Below are 15,554 nucleotides of genomic sequence, written 5' to 3' on the forward strand. Positions count from 1 at the left end.
TTTGGCGGCCTTTTGTCCCGATCTTGCTAAAATTAACGCGCCGTGAGGAGTGCCTCAATCGCCTCGAAAATCAATACTCCTCCAATTCGAATCCAAGCAGAAACCTGAGAGTCTGCCGTGACCAATTTGAACGATACGCTACGCGGTTTCGCGTCGGGGGCGGTCGACTGGAATAAACGTCCAGTCGCGTTGCACTTCGGCGCCGCGCATGCCGCGATCGGCCATCTCCTGGCGCTGCAGCACGCGAGCGTTCAGGAAGGACTGATGACCGGGATACGGGGGCGTTTGACCTGCGTGTCGACCCGCCACGACCTGCCGCCCGGCGTGTTCCTCGGCATTCCGGTTTCGATCCGGCTCGTGACCGACCGCGGACAGCTGCACTTGGTGAACGCGATCATCAGCGACGTCCAGATCGGACAAAGCGACGGCGAACTCTGCGTGTACCAGCTGACCGTGTGCGACGTACTGTCGTTGATGGACAAGCGCACCAATTCGCGGGTGTTTCGAAAGCGGAACGTCGTCGAAATTCTCACCACGCTGTTCAACGAATGGCAGCAACGCAGCCCGGCCCTCGCGCGCGCGTTCGAATTCGATCTATCCAGCCTTCGCGCCGACCGCTATCCACTTCGCGAACTGACCCGCCAGGTCAATGAATCGGACGCGCACTTCGTGCGTCGCCTGTTGCGCCGCGAAGGGATCACCGTATTCGCGAAGGCCGGCCCGGCCAGGCGCGCGCAGAACATTCACGACGAAACGCCGGTGCATACGCTCGTATGCTGTGACGATCCGATGTCGCTGCCGACGGCGCCGGCGGGCACGGTTCGGCTGCATCCGCGCGACGCCGGCACCGAACAGCGCGACACGGTGACGCTGTTCGCGCTGCGCCGGCAGTTGGTTCCGGGCAAGGCTGGCCGGCCGTCATGGGATTACAAGAAGGCGCGGATCGACGAATCGACCGTCGGTTCGAGTCTCGATCAGGGCGAGTCGGGCAACGACCTGGCCAGGTTGCTGACCGACGTCGCGATCGACATCCCGCACGCGGGCGATTCGTGGAGCGATCACGAGCGGCTCACGCACGCGCGCATGCTCGCGCACGAGTTCGAAGCCGAACGCTACGACGGCGTCAGCAGTGTGCGGGATCTCGCCGTGGGCGCGTGGATCACGCTGACGGGCGACCCGGACTGGGACGTGCAACTTGCCGACAAGCGCCAGTTCGTGATCACGTCGATCGACCACGATATTTGGAACAACCTGCCAAAAGGACTCAACGAACGCGTACAGGCGCTGTTCGCGGCGAGTCGCAATCTCGCGCAGGCAGCCGCTGCATTGCCGGGCGCGCTCGCGAAGGATGCGGATACGCGTTACGAGAACACGTTCACCTGCGTGCGCCGCGGCGTGCCGCTCGCGCCCGCGTACGACCCGCGGACCGACTTGCCGCCCGTGCATCTGCTGACGGGCACGATCGTCGGCGCAGAGGGTGAGGAAGTGTTCTGCGACGAGGACGGCCGGGTGCGCGTGCGGATTCACGGCCTCGATCCGGCGGATCACGCGCACGCGCAGGGCGCGGGCACCAACGACAACGCGGGCGACAGCGCGCCGATTCGCGTCGCGACGAGTCTAGCCGGGACCAACTTCGGCGCATCGTTCCTGCCGCGCGTCGGCATGGAAGTTCTGTTGGGTTGCCTTTCGGGCGATCCGGACCGGTTGGTGATCATCGGGGTGCTGGGCAACGGCGCGAATCCGCCGGCGACGTTCAGCCACACGGGGAGGCTGCCCGGCAACCGCTATCTATCGGGCATCAAGACGAAGGAAATCAAGGGGCAGCGGTACAACCAGTTGCGTCTCGACGACACGCCCAATCAGATCAGCGCGCAGCTCGCGAGCGAACACGCGCATTCGCAGTTGAACCTTGGCTACCTGACTCAGCCGCGCGACAACGGCCACGGAAAAGATCGCGGAGAAGGCGCCGAGCTGCGCACCGACGCGGCGGCGGCGCTGCGGGCGGCGCAAGGCATCTTGCTGACGACCTACGCGCGCACCCAGGCGAGTGGCGGGCAACTCGATCGTGACGAACTGATTCGATTGCTCGGCGAATGCGCGGAGCTGTTCAAGGCGTTGGGCGACTACGCGGGGCAGCACGGCGGGCAGGCGGCGGATACGGCCGGCCAGCAGGCCGTTGCCGCGACCTTCAAGAACTGGGCGCCGGGAACGGGCGCGGGAGCGGCCGACTCCGGCACGGCGGACGCCACCGGCGAACAGGCGCTGATGGCGTTCGGCGCCCAGGCTGGGTCGGTAAATGTCACGCCGAAGACGCATGTCACGTACGCGGGCGAGAACATCGACCAGGTCGCGCAGCAGCACCTGCAACTGATGAGCGGCCAGCGGTTCAACGCGACGGCGGGACAGGGGATGCAGCTGTTCGCTCGCGGCACGGGCGTGCAGGCGGTGGCGGGCGAAGGACCCGTGCTGCTGCAGGCGCAATCCGGCACGTTGACGGCGAATGCCCAGAAGGGCGTCAAGATCACGACGAACGAGAGCGAAGTGTTGGTGAGCGCGCCGAAGATCCGGCTCGTCGCGGAGGACGGCAGCTACATCGAGATCGGCAACGGCGTCACGTTGGGCACGGACGGTGACATCAAGCTGCTGTCGGCGTCGCATCAGTGGGGCGGGCCGTCGACCGCGCAAGCGACGAAGACCGCGTTCAACAATCAGCCGACGGATCAGCGTTTCAAGCTGCACTACCCGGGCGAGGACGGCGATTTGCCTGCGGCGGCGAACAAGCCATTTCGGATCACGCTGGACGACGGGCGCGTCATCGAGGGCAAGACCGATGCGAGCGGCCTGACGGATCTGGTCAAGGACGACGCGATGCGTATCGCGAAGATCGACTATCTGAAGCCGAAGCTTTGAACCCGAGCGAACGATGAACGGTATCAACGATCAGTGCTTCACCGCCGCCCATGGGGCGGGCGTCACGATGGCGAATCGGCCGGGCGATCGGCCCGTGCCGATTCCGCGTGATCTGCCGGGCGTGGTGATCTTCATACACGGCGTCAACGATCCCGGTGCGGCTTTTTTCACCGTGGAGCGCGGGCTGTGCCAGGGGCTCAACGAGCGATTGTCGCGAAGCGATCTGCGGCCGGGGGAGTATGGCAACGAATATGCCGAAGCCATCAAAGCGAAAAGCCAAAAGAGCCCGTTCTTCGATAGCAAAATCGCCAACGATCCGGACATGTATCTGTATCGACGTTCGGAAAGTGGCGGCGCCCACAGCATGTTCCTGCCGTTCTACTGGGGCTATCGCGCGGCGGACAACGAGATCGCGAAGATCAACAGTCCGGGCGAGGTCAAGAGCCGCGTCGCGGACAGCGACGGCAACCTGCTGACGCGCGGCCAGTATCAGGACATCCACGCGAACCGGCTCGACGCCCATTTCGGCAAGGGCGGCGGGTTTTTCGCCAACGCGACGAACAATATCCCTCAGATGTACAGCCGCGGATTCGAACCGGACAAGCTGGAGCGCACGGTCATGCAAAACGCGCTTGCCGGCAATACGATTTTCGCCGGCAAGTCGCCCGATCGCCGCTACTTCGTGCTGGCCGCCGCTCGCCTGGCGAACCTCATCAAGACCATTCGGACCATCCAGCCGTCCGCGCTCGCGCTGGAACACGGAATGGATCCTCAGCACGAAACGATCACCGTGATGGGGCACAGCCAGGGCACGATCATCACGCTGCTCGCGCAGGCGATGCTCAAGCAGCAAGGTCAACGCTGCGTCGATTGCATCATCATGGTCGACACGCCGTACAGCCTTCAGTTCACCAAGGACGGTAGCCATCAAACCGGGCACGCGAAGCTCAAGACGCTGGTCGACATCGTCAACGCGGTGACAAGCGAGCCGCATACGATTCCGGACCTGGCCAAGCTGATGATCGACTCGGCTCACTCATGCGGGCGCGCCGGACAGAACTGGAGCAAGACGCAAGGAACGCGGCTGGACAAGAGCGGCAAGAACTGGATCACGTTCGACGAGCGCGACAATCGCGGCAAGGTCTATCTCTACTTCTGCCCGGAAGACACCGTGGTGGGCCTCGACAAGGTACGCGGGATCGGCACGTTCGGCGTGCCCGACGAGGTTCCGGCCGATGGTGCGGCAGCCAAGCTTGGCAAAACGATGCACGCGATGACGGTGCTCGAACCAAAGCGCTTTTTTCAGCGCATGTGGACGCGGCTGGAGCGCGACCAGGACGGCAAGGGGAAGCGCTCGAAGGTCGCCGTCGGCACGCCGCCCGCGCGCATGCCGGTTCGGGATCAGGTTCAGCGATTGACACCGGGGCCCGACACGGACGGCACGATGCTCGGCACATTGGTCGAATCCGGCAAGAACATGGCGCTGCAGGCATCGTTCAAGCGCAACGACATTCGCCTCATCAACGGCGAGCAACTGAAGCCGCCGCACGAGCCCGACCTGTACGGCGGTGAGGTTCAGAAAGGCGGGCAGGTGCCCGGGCACGCCGATGTCGCCGGATTGATGCGTCCCGACGACGTGACGAAAAACGTCGCGCTCGGCAATCAGTACGCGAAGTTCAAATGGAAAGACGTCGCGGCGACGGACGATCCGGGCGCCAGCATCGAGCCGCACAAGCTGGCGTTCAATCGCGGCCGTCCGGTCGACGAGCAATCGCACAACTGGCGCATCGTGCCGAGTCAGTCGCTCGGTTCGATTCTGTCGGCGGCCGCCACGGGCGGACGGTATCAGACGTACGTGATCCAACGCGAGGAGACCCCGGACGAGGTTCGCAAGCGCATGGGTACCGATGCCGATCAACTGGAAGCGAACAACTATCATTCGGGCGTTCTGCTCAGTTCGGAGAATCATCGCTGGGTCACGGCGATGGACGTGGCGATCGGCCAGGCGGTGACGCTGGATGATCCGGACTGGCGGCAGTTGTTGCTTTTGATGGCGGATTGGAAGATGACGTCTCGCGCGTTTAAGCAAATGAAGGAATGCAAAGCCTTCAATCGGTTGGATAAACATACGCGCAATTTTCTGGACGCATGCTCAACGTACTACCGAACCGGTCAATTCCCGGCTGAGAAATTCGTGACGCTTACACTTCCGCCATTGGTTACCAGCGAACTAAAGGCTGAAAGCAAAACATGAGATTATTGAAGAGGCGCTATGAAACCTCGTATCTGGCCGTTCGCGGCTGTGTTCGTTTTGATCGCGCTAGTTTGGACATTCCTCGTGATGACGCAGCATTATCATCATTGGCAAGCAACGGGACAGGAGATGCCGGGCATGGCGGGTAGCATTCGGAACGGGGTATTGGTTGCACTGGGTGTCGTTGCAGCGGCCTTTGCGGCGAGCTATGTCTGGCTGCATCGAGTTCCACATGAACCGATGCCGGCAGCCGTGAGTTCCGCGTCAACCGTTTCGGAGACGCCGGCAGCAGTAATGCACGGCAACAACGGTGCGCCGGCGTTGCTTGCCCAGACAGGCGAGAAATTCGTGTTGGAAGTCCGCGGTCTGGGGCTCGTGACAGGGCGCAATGCAAATGATGAGATTTGGAAGGCCATCGAAGCGAAGGCAGATAATTATTCGACGTACATGTCCAAAAATTCCGCGGACTACCCGGATAACGACGATAGCCGGATGACCTATCTGGACGTTGCGACCGGCCTGAGCTTCCAATTGGCAGCTCATCATTCCGTCGAATATTGGCCGGTTCCGGTATTCATCTGGGAGCCGCCGAAGGCTCAGCGCGCCGACCGGCCAGGCGCAGAACTTTCCGGTCTTCGACAGGAGGCGAGCCTGGGCGTCACGTTGCTGCTATGGCAGGAAGATGCGAACACCGACGACGGCACCAGCATCGTCGAGAAGTTATTCGCGTTCTTCGACGCGCATCCGGATGTTCCTGAAGCGGTAATCGTGACGTTTGATGGGGCAGCTACCCGAAAGCTCAACCAGACACCGGGTTATGTGGATACATTCAAGCAGTCGAACATCCCCTCGATGCCGGACAGCATGGTTTCGATGCTCGTGTCCCGCTCAGATCGAGTCGACAGGCTGATCCGTCCGTACGCTGTCGAACAGACCGAGGACGTCAACAAGAACACTACCGATTACGATATCACGCGTCTGTGGAACTACTTCTGGAAGATCAATCACGATTCCGGGCCAGACAGCTTCTCCGCACATTACGATGCTCAGGAACGGAAGGCAGGCGTCGATACGCCGATGTCACCGGGTTTTGTCACTTCGGCTTGGTGGCAAACCAAACTCCCCGATTTCTGGAAAACGATCAGCAACAAAGGGCCGGGCGAGTTCAAACCAACGCCGTACATCCCGGTGCGCTGGACGACATGGCAGGTGAAGCAATTCGACAACGCGCCGCTGCTCGGCTACCTGCATCGGCCCATCGACGTGAAATTCGCCGATGCGCACGGCAAGCCGCTCAAGACCGCGCAGCAAGCGGAAGCGCTCAAGGCGGGGTGGCAGCAGGCCATCGATACGCTGCCGACCGGGGAAACGCCGAAGCGGGTCTTCTATGACACGACGGGCGATCGCACCTGGGTCGTGCCGATCAACCAGGCGCTCGCGCAAAGCGGCCCGTCCGCGCCGAGTCTCGATGACGTGAAGGAAGGCTACGACATCGGCCGCCGGATCGGGAACACGGGCATCAGCTCGCCGTTGGTCCAAATCGGACTCGGTCTGATTGCCGGCTACAACGAAGGCGGAGCCAGCGCCACGATCAATCGGCGGCCGAACGGCACGGCGACGATCGTGATGGTGAGCCCGCCGACGCACAAGCAATCGGATGTGAATCCTTTCCGATAAGAGGCGCGTATGCGCGGCGTGATTCGCATTGGTGACTCGACTTCGCACGGCGGCTGCGTCGAAACCGGCCGCGAGAGCTCAACCGTGATGGGGCGGGCGGTGGCCTGTGTCGGCGACCGCTGCACGTGCCCGATGAACGGACACGAACATTGCGTGATCGTGGAGGGCGACGAAGGCGTGCGAATCGATGGGCGCGCGGTGGCTTTCGACGGCCACAAGACGTCGTGCGGCGCGACGCTCATCTCGTCAATGTCGACGTCCGGGCGCACATAACGGAATTGGTCTGGAAGCACCACAAGTGCGACCTAGCAGCAGACCGATATGTCACGACTCGACCAACTTGGCCGCCACTCGCCCGAGCCATTCCGAAAAGCTACCGGCGACGATCTCACGTGCTTCATCGTCATGCCAAACTCGGATCACTTGCCCTGCCGCATATCGGCCGACGGCACGAAGTGGAACCTCTATGAGCAGAACCTGCTGTCCGAATACCCCATCCGTTACGGCGGCTATGGCGGCATCGGCTACTACCACGTCTCGGACAAGTACATCGTGCTGTTCAGCCACTTCATCCCGTGTGGCGTGCACGAGGCCGTCGACATTCTCGACGGGCTGATCAAGAACACGTCCGACATCCAGCCGGACATGGTCCACGGCGACACGCACGCGCAAAGCGCGCCGGTCTTCGCGCTCGCACATCTGCTCGGCATCAACCCGATGCCTCGCATCCGCGACGTCAAGGATCTGGTCTTCTATAAGGCCGACCGATGCCGGCGCTACAAGAACTTCGAGTCACTGTTCCGGGTGAGCATCGACTGGACCCTGATTGAGCGGCACTTCCCCGACATGCTACGCGTGGCCATCTCGATCAAGGCCGGCCTCATGACGCCTTCGACGATCCTGCGGCGCCTCGGCTCCGAGAGCGTGAAGAACAAGCTGTACTTCGCGTTTCACGAGCTCGGGCGCGTCATCCGCACGATGTTCCTGCTGCGTTACATCCACGACCCAGAGATGCGCCGCACGATTCACGCCGCGACGAACAAGAGCGAGCAGTTCAACGATTGCGCGAAATGGCTAATGTTCGGTGGGGATATTATCGCGGAGAACCTTCGGCATGAGCAGCGCAAGGTCATCAAGTACAACCAGCTCGTCGCGAACAGGGTCATCCTCTATAACGTGCAGTGGAAGTCGCGCAAGCTCAAGGAAATGCAGACGAAACGCCATCCGGTCGACGCCGATGTGCTCGAGGCGCTCTCGCCATACCGCAGAGACCACATCAACCGGCTCGGCTCCTATCTGCTCGACCTCCAGCGGTAAGTGCCGCCGCTCGATCCGGTGATCGACTTTGATTTTTCTTTAAAATCAGCGGTTTAAGGCCATTTTGGCGAAAAATTTGCGAATCCCGGCCGACCCTCTTTCTGCGATGAGCTTTTTTATCTCATTGGGTCATCGATGCCTTCGATACCTGTATCGATATTATCCGTTGGCGATGTGGTGCGCCGCATCGTAAGCTGCTCCTCCAAGTCGTGTTCGATTGAAAGTGTGAATTGAAGAATCGCGTCTTGATTGTGCGACGGGCGATGGAGCCTGAAACCCTCGCGCTCAAGCGCGCCACGCTGGGCATATCGAGAAGTTTCAAACCGCAACTGCCCATATTCGGGTTCGAAGCGCTGAAATGGATGAAGGGTTCATCGGGCAATCAATTGGGCCAATGGCCATGAATTGCACTGGTGAGCGACTGTTCAGGGTCGATGTGCGGGGGCCGGCTCAGGCGCCCACGCTGGTGCTTCTCCATTCCCTTGGAACCGACATGCATCTGTGGGACCCGCAAATGGAGCGCCTCACGCAACGATATCGCGTCGTCCGGCTGGACATCAGGGGTCACGGATTGAGCGCTGTCGACGCCCAGCCGTTTTCGATGTCGGATCTCGCGGATGATGTCATGGCGGTCCTGGATCAGCTGCGGATCAAGGAGTTCCACGTTGCGGGCGCTTCGATCGGAGGAACGATCGCGCAATGGATCGGCTTCAAGATCCCCCGGCGGGTACGCGGAATGATCATCATCGACACGGCGCTCGTCAATGCGGCTCCACCGGCGCTCTGGCGGGCCCGGGCCGAGGATGTCTTCAATCACGGGATCGAGCATCTGGAAGTGGAGATTCTCAGCCGCTGGGTGACGCCGGGTTTCGTCCATAGCCCGGATGCGGACGGCATGAAGCAGATGCTGCGTCGAACCTCAGTGGAGGCGTTCGCCGGGTGCTCGCTGGCCATCGCCGAGTCGGATCTGACGAACATGAATATCCCGGGCGTGAGGGCGGTCGTGATCAGAGGCAGCGACGATACGCTGACGCCAATGGACTATGCGCAACGCCTGGCCGACAAGCGGAACGCCGAACTGCACATTATCCAGGGGGCGGCGCACTTGCCGAATTTCGAGCGACCCGACGCGCTCACCGACGAAATCATTTCGTTTATCGAGAACACGAAAATCCCCGCCGCGAGCGAAAGCCGGGAATGAGGAACAGGCGTTCCGCGGAGTGTGCGTGACTGGATTCGCAGTGTGGCGAGATTGCGCGGATCCTGCATTTTGGTCGGAGTGAATCTTATGAATCGTCGGTCGTTTATCGGTGGATCCCTGGGGCTGTGTGCCGGCGCAGCGCTTCCTGTCGCACTGGATTGGTCGGAATATGCGGGCGACTACCTTGAAATGGCGCTGAGCAGTGGGATCGTGACCATCAAGCTGAACCCTGACGTGGCGCCGAATCACGTGAACCGCATCAAGTCGCTGGTGCGTGCGAAATTCTATGACGCCATGCCGTTTGCCCGTGTCGTGGACGGATTCATGGCGCAGACCGGCGACCCGCGCAAGGGCACCGACGTGGACCTTGCGTCGTTGCCGAAGCTGAACGCGGAATTCAGTCACCTGCCGTTCGAGCGCGGAACGGTCGGCATGGCCCGTTCACGGAATCCGAACAGTGCCTGCCATCAGTTTTTCGTCACGCTCGCGGATGCCGCTTTCCTGGACGGGAGATATACCGCGTTCGGAAAGGTGACGAGCGGAATGGAACTGATCGACCAGCTCCGCCTAGGCGTGCCCGATACCGGGAAGGTCGCCAATCCCGACCTCATCGGAAGCGTCCGTCTGACGGCGGGCTGACAGGCGATTGGGCCCTCTTTGTGATCGGAGCGTATCCGCAAGGAATCAATGCAAGATGCCAAACATCGCTGTCTTCATATCCGAGAATAATCGTCTGGAACCCGAGGCTGCTTCGGCCTTGTCGTCCTCCTTCGCGAACCTGTGCGTGGAGGTCCTGAAGGCAAAGCAGAGCAATGTCCACGTATGCTATGTGTCGGCGCAAGTCGGCTTCGGAACGCCGATCTATGTCGAGGTAAAGCTGCGTAAGGAAGTGTTCCGGACGGCGCCGGTGTTGGGCGACTTCGTGAACGAGGTCGATTCCCTGATCAAGGAGAAGACCGGAGTGGCGGCGCGAATCCGGTGTTTCTCCTACGAGAATGGCAGTATTCATGCAAAGAACTGAGGTGAACATCATGAGCACGATTTTTCCGACTCGAGATATCGGTGGCGTATCGGTCACGGCGGTCAGCGACGGTTATCTGCAGGTCGATTTCGGGATGCTCCTGAACATCCAGGCGACCGAGGCCGGGGAAATCCAGCGCAAGGCGGGCGTGACGAATCCCAACGCGGTGCATATCAATATACAGCCACGGATGCTACCCGGCAGGGGGTACGTTGATTTTGATGTGTTTTGCCGGTGTAAAGCGTTCCAACAAGGCTTAAAAACTCTAACAAAATGAGTGTTTGGGGGCTGTTAACCCGCCGCGCATTTTGTTAACCTCTTCGTTGTTTCGCTGACGAGGAGGCCATGGCCAAACCGATACTCGATGACGAACTGTGGTCACTGATCCAACCGCTGCTGCCTCCACCGAAGCCACGCCGTACGCGATACCCGGGCCGCAAGCCGCTGGACGATCGCGCCGTGCTGACCGGCATCCTGTTCGTGCTGCAATCCGGTATTCCCTGGGAAATGCTTCCGCAGGAAATGGGCTGCGGCTCGGGCATGAGCTGCTGGCGCAGACTGCGCGACTGGCAACAGGCGGGTGTCTGGGACCGGCTGCACGAAGTATTGCTGGCCAAACTTCGTGCAGCCGATCGCATCGACTGGTCGCGTGTGGTTATCGATTCGTCCTCCATTCGTGCAGTGGGATCGGGTCAAAAACAGGACCCAATCCCACCGATCGGGCGCGACCCGGTTCAAAGCACCATCTCGTTACCGAAGCGCAGGGCATCCCGCTCGCGCTGATCCTCACGGGTGCCAATCGCAACGACGTCACCCAACTGCTGCCTCTGATCGAGGCCATTCCGCCCATTCGTGGCAAGCGCGGGAGGCCTCTGTCAAAGCCCGTCGTTGTGCAGGCCGATCGCGGTTACGACCACGACAAATATCGTAAGCCCTTGCACGCTGCCGGTATCGCCACGCAGATCGCACGCCGTGGTGAGCCCCACGGCAGCGGCCTCGGCAAGACCCGGTGGGTCGTCGAGCGCACCTTCGCGTGGCTGCACAACTTCAGACGTCTGCGCATTCGGTTCGAGCGCCTCGCCGCCATACACGAGGCGTTCATGAAAATCGCCGCCTGCATCATTTGCTGGCGACACCTCCAAAAATCATTCTGTTAGCGCTTCTTAGTACTACAGCCGTAGATACTAACTGAAAGGCGGGGTGAAACCACGGCGCTGGTAATGGGACTGTTGCACGCGCCACTAGTGAGTACGTCGCCAAATTGACCAAGCAATCACATGATTGATCAGATGGACGGCGCGCCATAACAGGCGGCACAGCAGCCGACGAATTTCCTGCGGGCTGAGGGGCATCTTGCCTTCAGGAGTTTTTTTACCCTCGATCCGAAGGGTGACGAGTACTGCGTGCGCCAGAAGCGCCAGAGTGATGTGGCGGTGCCACCCGCGCCATCGACGCACCTCATAATGATCCAGGCCGCACTCCCCCTTGGTCGCTTCAAAGCTAGTTTCGATTTCCCACCTGCGTCCCGCGACATTCACCAGAATCTGCAGTGAAGCTATGCTGCGTGGAGTGTAGACGACATAGAAAGTCGTACTGTCTTGTCCGACTGTCCGAATTTGCGCGGCCATCTCTGTCACGCAGCAACGCATGCATTCGCGTGCGTCATATTGCCGCGCGGCATGCGAATGCGACGACGCTTCCGAAACGACCTCTATCGGCTCTCCTGTCGACGATTGCAACCATGCCGAAGTCATTCCATTGACATTCAAAATCGGCGATGATCGATCCGTCATGTGAAGATATTTGGTTTCCAAAATATATGCCGATCGAACCGGGCGGATTGGTATTTTCCGATAGACATCGTTGAAACGGAAGGCGAGGCATACGGCATGCGGCGCACCCGAGCGCATCGGGAATCTGGCCGAAACGGGCGGGTTATGCCGCGACGCAAGCGGGTCTCGCATGCATCAAACGCGATTTCCCGCGCGACGGCTAAAGGCCATTGTCGGCGGTAAATCAATCGGAAAACCGGAGGCGAATCGCGAATTGGCATTCAAGCTCCACTCATATCGACTGAAAAAGACAATCGCCGATGGCAGGATCGTCTTTATTCGATTTTGAAAAGAGGATGAATTGGACGACAACCCATTTACGCCGCAATTGCGCGATGCGGGAAACCCGAAGGCCGAGGCAGTGGAAACGGCGACGTCGCGCGGGAAGGCGGAAGAAATCTACGTGTTCAATGGCGATGCGGACGGCTTGTGCGCATTGCAGCAGTTGCGGCTCGGCGACGGGGCGGGCGCCTCGCTGGTGACGGGCGTCAAGCGCGACATTCAGCTACTGGCGCGCGTATCGGCTGGACCGGGGTGCCGGGTCACGGTGCTCGACGTGTCCCATGACCGCAATCGCGACGATGTCGCGAGAATCCTGGCGGCAGGCGCCGCGCTGCGCTACTTCGATCATCATTTTGCCGGCGAGCTGCCGAACCATCCGCGCTTTCACGCGTATATCGACACCGCGCCCGACGTCTGCACGGGCGTGCTCGTCAATCGTTACCTGCACGGACGTCATGCGAGCTGGGCGGTCGTTGCCGCATTCGGCGACGCGCTGCCGGACGTCGGCCGCGCGCTGGCGCAAAAGCATGGCGTCGCGCCCGGCGCAATCGAATCGCTCGCGCAATTGGGCCGTTGCCTGAACTACAACGCGTACGGCGAGGATCTCGACGACCTGCATTTCTCGCCGCTCGCGCTGGCGGACGCGATGCTGCCGTACGCGGATCCGCTCGACTTCATCGCCCGGGCCGACGTGATGCCGGTGCTGGCCGAGGGCTGTCGCGACGATCTTCATCGCGCGCGCTCGATCGAGCCGGCGTTCGAGTCGCGTGACGCGACGATGCTCGTGCTGCCGGCCGAGAAATGGGCGCGCCGCGTGAGCGGCGTGCTTGCGAACGAGCTGATGCAGGACGGGTCGCGCCGCGCGCTCGCGATCCTGAGCCGCGGCGCGACGGCGGCTACGTGGTGAGCGTGCGGGTGCCCGCCGGCGGCCCGGTCGGCGCGGACGATTTCTGCCGCCTGTTCGACACGGGAGGCGGGCGCAAGCTCGCGGCCGGGATCAATCACCTTCCCGAAATCGACGTCGATCGGTTCGCCGCGCGCTTTCAGGCCACGTTCGCCGGCTGAGCCGCGTGCGGCGCGCGCGCCTGCGCGGGGCGGCCGTGTCGCGCAGGCGCCGGTTTTCAGCGGCGATTTCGGATATGAGAAAGGCTCGCTCACGAGCCTCGGACAACATGCATGTCGAATATCGAGGGACGGTGCTTCGACAAATGAAGATCCATGCGAAGAAGGCGCTTGCGTTCGGGGCGATCGCGATCGGCGTCGCGCTGGCGATGCCCGAGGCAGCTTCCGCGTACGAGTTCTACGCGCTGGGCGACAGCCTGACCGACAACGGCCGGGTCGTCAGGCTGACCGGCATCCTGCCGAACGCCACGTCGACGATCTTTCGGAACGGCCGCTCGTCGAACGGCCCGGTGTGGGCCGAATACCTGCCGAGCCTGATCGGCGCGCGATTCTCCCCCGACGACGATTACGCGATCAACGGCGCGCTGAGCGGCCACGGCGGCTATCTCAACATCATTGCGGCGCGTCCGGCGTGGCGCACGCTGCCGGGATTCGTCGATCAGGTCGACCAGTTGATCGCCGCGCGCCCGCGCCTGCAGCACGACGATGTGGTCGGCATCTGGATCGGTACCAATGACCAGGATCTGACCAAGGCGAGCCTGAACGGCATCGAGCCGTTTCTCGGCGTGCCCCGGCCGGCGAATATCGCGGAAATGAGCGCGTACACGCTGTCGAACCTCAATGCGCAGTTGCAGCGGTTGATCGGGATCGGCGGCCGCCAGTTCGTGATCCTGAACTTGAACGACGCCAACGGCACGCGGCCGGGATACGTCGACTACAACAACAAGCTGCCGGCGGATCTCGTGCAGTTTTCGCGGCAAGGCGTCAACGTTCATCTGTTCGACGTGTCGGCCCTGCTGAACCAGATGCGCCGGAATCCGTCCGCCTACGGGCTGAACGATACGCCGGACGTGCAGTGCCGCCACGTGCCGTCCTGCAACGGCGGCTCCGTCGATTTGCAGAACACCTATCTCACGGCGGACGGCACGCACATGATGACGAGCGCGCACGAGTACATCGCACGCTACGTCGCGAATCAGTTGAATGCGCCGACCGCGATCTCGGCCGCGCCGATGCTCGGGCTCGACGTCGCGCGGGCGAGCGCGCTGTCGGCGTTGAGCGGCGCCGACAGCGGGCCGCTCGGTCCGCGGCGCGTCGCGCTGTCGGACAAGCTGTCGCTCTTCGCCGATGTCGGCTATACGCGTAACTTCCACGGCGCCGCGACCGGTATCGACGCGTTCGACAGCGACGTCGAGATGTTCTCGATCGGCGCCGAGTACAGGCTGTCCGCGGGCTCGAGAGCCGGCGCGCTTTTTTCGAGCGGCAACGCGAACGGCTCGATCGCGAACGGGCAGGGGAGGATCGGGCTTCATGCATACCGGCTCGGCTTCTATCACGCATTCGAGCGCGCCGGCCTGTTCGTGCGATCGTATGTCGGCGCGGGCTGGAGCCAGTACCGGCTCAACCGCAGCGCCGTGCTGGCCGGGGCGATCAGCGCGAACACCAACGGCTTCGACTTCGGCGGGCTCGTGAAGGCCGGGTATCTGTTCCCGCTCGGCGGTGCGCGGCTCGGCCCGGTCGCCGACGTCGGCTATACGCAGCTCGTCGCTCGCGGCTACGCGGAGGACGGCGATCCGATCCTCGTGCAGAGCGTCGGCGTGCAGCGGCTGAAGGGCGTGAGCGCGGGGGCGGGCGTGCGCTTCGCTGCGCCGCTCGCGGCGATCGGGCTGCGCGGTGGCGAATTGTCGGCCGAGGCGCATCTGCGCCACGATGCGTTCAATGGCCGAACGCTCGTCACCGCCCAGCGCTATGCGCCCGACCTGTCAATCCGCACGGCTGTCGACGGCGCGAGCGCGACCTATGAACGGTTATCGATCGCGCTGACCATCGATCCCGCGAAGCGGTGGCGAGGCAAGCTGGCCGTGCAACTGGATATCGGCAACGCGCAGCGTCGTTCGTACAATCTGCTCGCGATGCTGGGCGGCTCATTCTGAGCGA

Annotated in this window: 11 protein-coding genes and 3 pseudogenes; 13 read left to right on the top strand and 1 reads right to left on the bottom strand. The window is 62.0% G+C overall.

The genetic code is table 11. The features are described 5' to 3' along the window. The first annotated feature begins 117 nt into the window (after positions 1-117). From BG90_RS14315 to BG90_RS32825, 11 genes and pseudogenes are all read left to right on the top strand, one after another. Positions 118-2,910, top strand: coding sequence for a type VI secretion system Vgr family protein (locus BG90_RS14315; protein ID WP_045568184.1), 2,793 nt, complete (start codon positions 118-120; stop codon positions 2,908-2,910). A 13-nt stretch (positions 2,911-2,923) separates the two neighbouring features. After that, positions 2,924-5,164, top strand: coding sequence for a DUF3274 domain-containing protein (locus tag BG90_RS14320; protein ID WP_045568185.1), 2,241 nt, complete (start codon positions 2,924-2,926; stop codon positions 5,162-5,164). 18 nt (positions 5,165-5,182) lie between these two features. Further along, the gene (locus tag BG90_RS14325) at positions 5,183-6,841 is read left to right on the top strand and encodes a type VI lipase adapter Tla3 domain-containing protein (protein WP_045568186.1); all 1,659 of its coding nucleotides are present in this window, start codon (positions 5,183-5,185) and stop codon (positions 6,839-6,841) included. A gap of 9 nt (positions 6,842-6,850) precedes the next feature. Then, positions 6,851-7,114 carry a PAAR domain-containing protein gene (locus BG90_RS14330; RefSeq protein ID WP_010121919.1) on the top strand — a complete coding sequence of 88 codons (264 nt, stop codon included), beginning with the start codon at positions 6,851-6,853 and terminating at the stop codon, positions 7,112-7,114. A gap of 165 nt (positions 7,115-7,279) precedes the next feature. Next, positions 7,280-8,158, top strand: a pseudogene (locus BG90_RS14335) (Tn3 family transposase); the annotation flags it as partial. 230 nt (positions 8,159-8,388) lie between these two features. Further along, positions 8,389-8,562, top strand: coding sequence for a hypothetical protein (locus BG90_RS36460; RefSeq protein ID WP_162486567.1), 174 nt, complete (start codon positions 8,389-8,391; stop codon positions 8,560-8,562). Beyond that, entirely contained in the window at positions 8,559-9,359 is an 801-nt protein-coding gene (locus BG90_RS14340; protein ID WP_038802158.1) for an alpha/beta fold hydrolase, read from the top strand. The genes BG90_RS36460 and BG90_RS14340 overlap by 4 nt, the downstream gene beginning before the upstream one ends. Before the next feature lie 87 nt (positions 9,360-9,446). Further along, positions 9,447-9,998 (top strand): peptidylprolyl isomerase, encoded by a 552-nt coding sequence (locus BG90_RS14345; protein ID WP_025990503.1) that lies wholly within the window; start codon positions 9,447-9,449, stop codon positions 9,996-9,998. Between the two features lie 55 nt (positions 9,999-10,053). After that, entirely contained in the window at positions 10,054-10,380 is a 327-nt protein-coding gene (locus BG90_RS14350) for a hypothetical protein (protein WP_010121927.1), read from the top strand. Positions 10,381-10,390: 10 nt separating this feature from the next. Next, positions 10,391-10,657, top strand: a complete 267-nt coding sequence (locus BG90_RS37330; protein WP_232355032.1) for a hypothetical protein — start codon at positions 10,391-10,393, stop codon at positions 10,655-10,657. A 68-nt stretch (positions 10,658-10,725) separates the two neighbouring features. Continuing rightward, positions 10,726-11,537, top strand: a protein-coding gene (locus tag BG90_RS32825; protein ID WP_181911577.1) for an IS5 family transposase whose coding sequence is annotated in 2 segments (ribosomal slippage) — positions 10,726-11,074 and positions 11,074-11,537 — 813 coding nt in all. Because the reading frame shifts where the segments join, the coding sequence is not laid out codon by codon here. A gap of 84 nt (positions 11,538-11,621) precedes the next feature. Here BG90_RS32825 and BG90_RS37335 read toward each other — a convergent pair. Further along, positions 11,622-11,966: pseudogene (locus BG90_RS37335) on the bottom strand (transposase); the annotation flags it as partial. A 547-nt stretch (positions 11,967-12,513) separates the two neighbouring features. Between BG90_RS37335 and BG90_RS14365 the strand changes: the two are divergent. Both BG90_RS14365 and BG90_RS14370 read left to right on the top strand, forming a co-directional pair. After that, positions 12,514-13,559, top strand: a pseudogene (locus tag BG90_RS14365) (acetyltransferase). Positions 13,560-13,702: 143 nt separating this feature from the next. Beyond that, entirely contained in the window at positions 13,703-15,550 is a 1,848-nt protein-coding gene (locus BG90_RS14370) for an autotransporter domain-containing esterase (protein ID WP_010116112.1), read from the top strand. Positions 15,551-15,554 lie beyond the last annotated feature (4 nt).

It is taken from the genome of Burkholderia oklahomensis C6786 (genome assembly GCF_000959365.1).
In the GTDB taxonomy this organism is placed as follows: domain Bacteria; phylum Pseudomonadota; class Gammaproteobacteria; order Burkholderiales; family Burkholderiaceae; genus Burkholderia; species Burkholderia oklahomensis.

Bases quoted from the DNA above. Each gene is read 5' to 3' on its own strand.
- BG90_RS14370 (WP_010116112.1), top strand. From the start codon at position 13,703: ATGAAGATCCATGCGAAGAAGGCGCTTGCGTTCGGGGCGATCGCGATC.
- BG90_RS14320 (WP_045568185.1), top strand. From the start codon at position 2,924: ATGAACGGTATCAACGATCAGTGCTTCACCGCCGCCCATGGGGCGGGC.
- BG90_RS37330 (WP_232355032.1), top strand. From the start codon at position 10,391: ATGAGCACGATTTTTCCGACTCGAGATATCGGTGGCGTATCGGTCACG.
- BG90_RS14325 (WP_045568186.1), top strand. From the start codon at position 5,183: ATGAAACCTCGTATCTGGCCGTTCGCGGCTGTGTTCGTTTTGATCGCG.
- BG90_RS14330 (WP_010121919.1), top strand. From the start codon at position 6,851: ATGCGCGGCGTGATTCGCATTGGTGACTCGACTTCGCACGGCGGCTGC.
- BG90_RS14340 (WP_038802158.1), top strand. From the start codon at position 8,559: ATGAATTGCACTGGTGAGCGACTGTTCAGGGTCGATGTGCGGGGGCCG.
- BG90_RS14345 (WP_025990503.1), top strand. From the start codon at position 9,447: ATGAATCGTCGGTCGTTTATCGGTGGATCCCTGGGGCTGTGTGCCGGC.
- BG90_RS14350 (WP_010121927.1), top strand. From the start codon at position 10,054: ATGCCAAACATCGCTGTCTTCATATCCGAGAATAATCGTCTGGAACCC.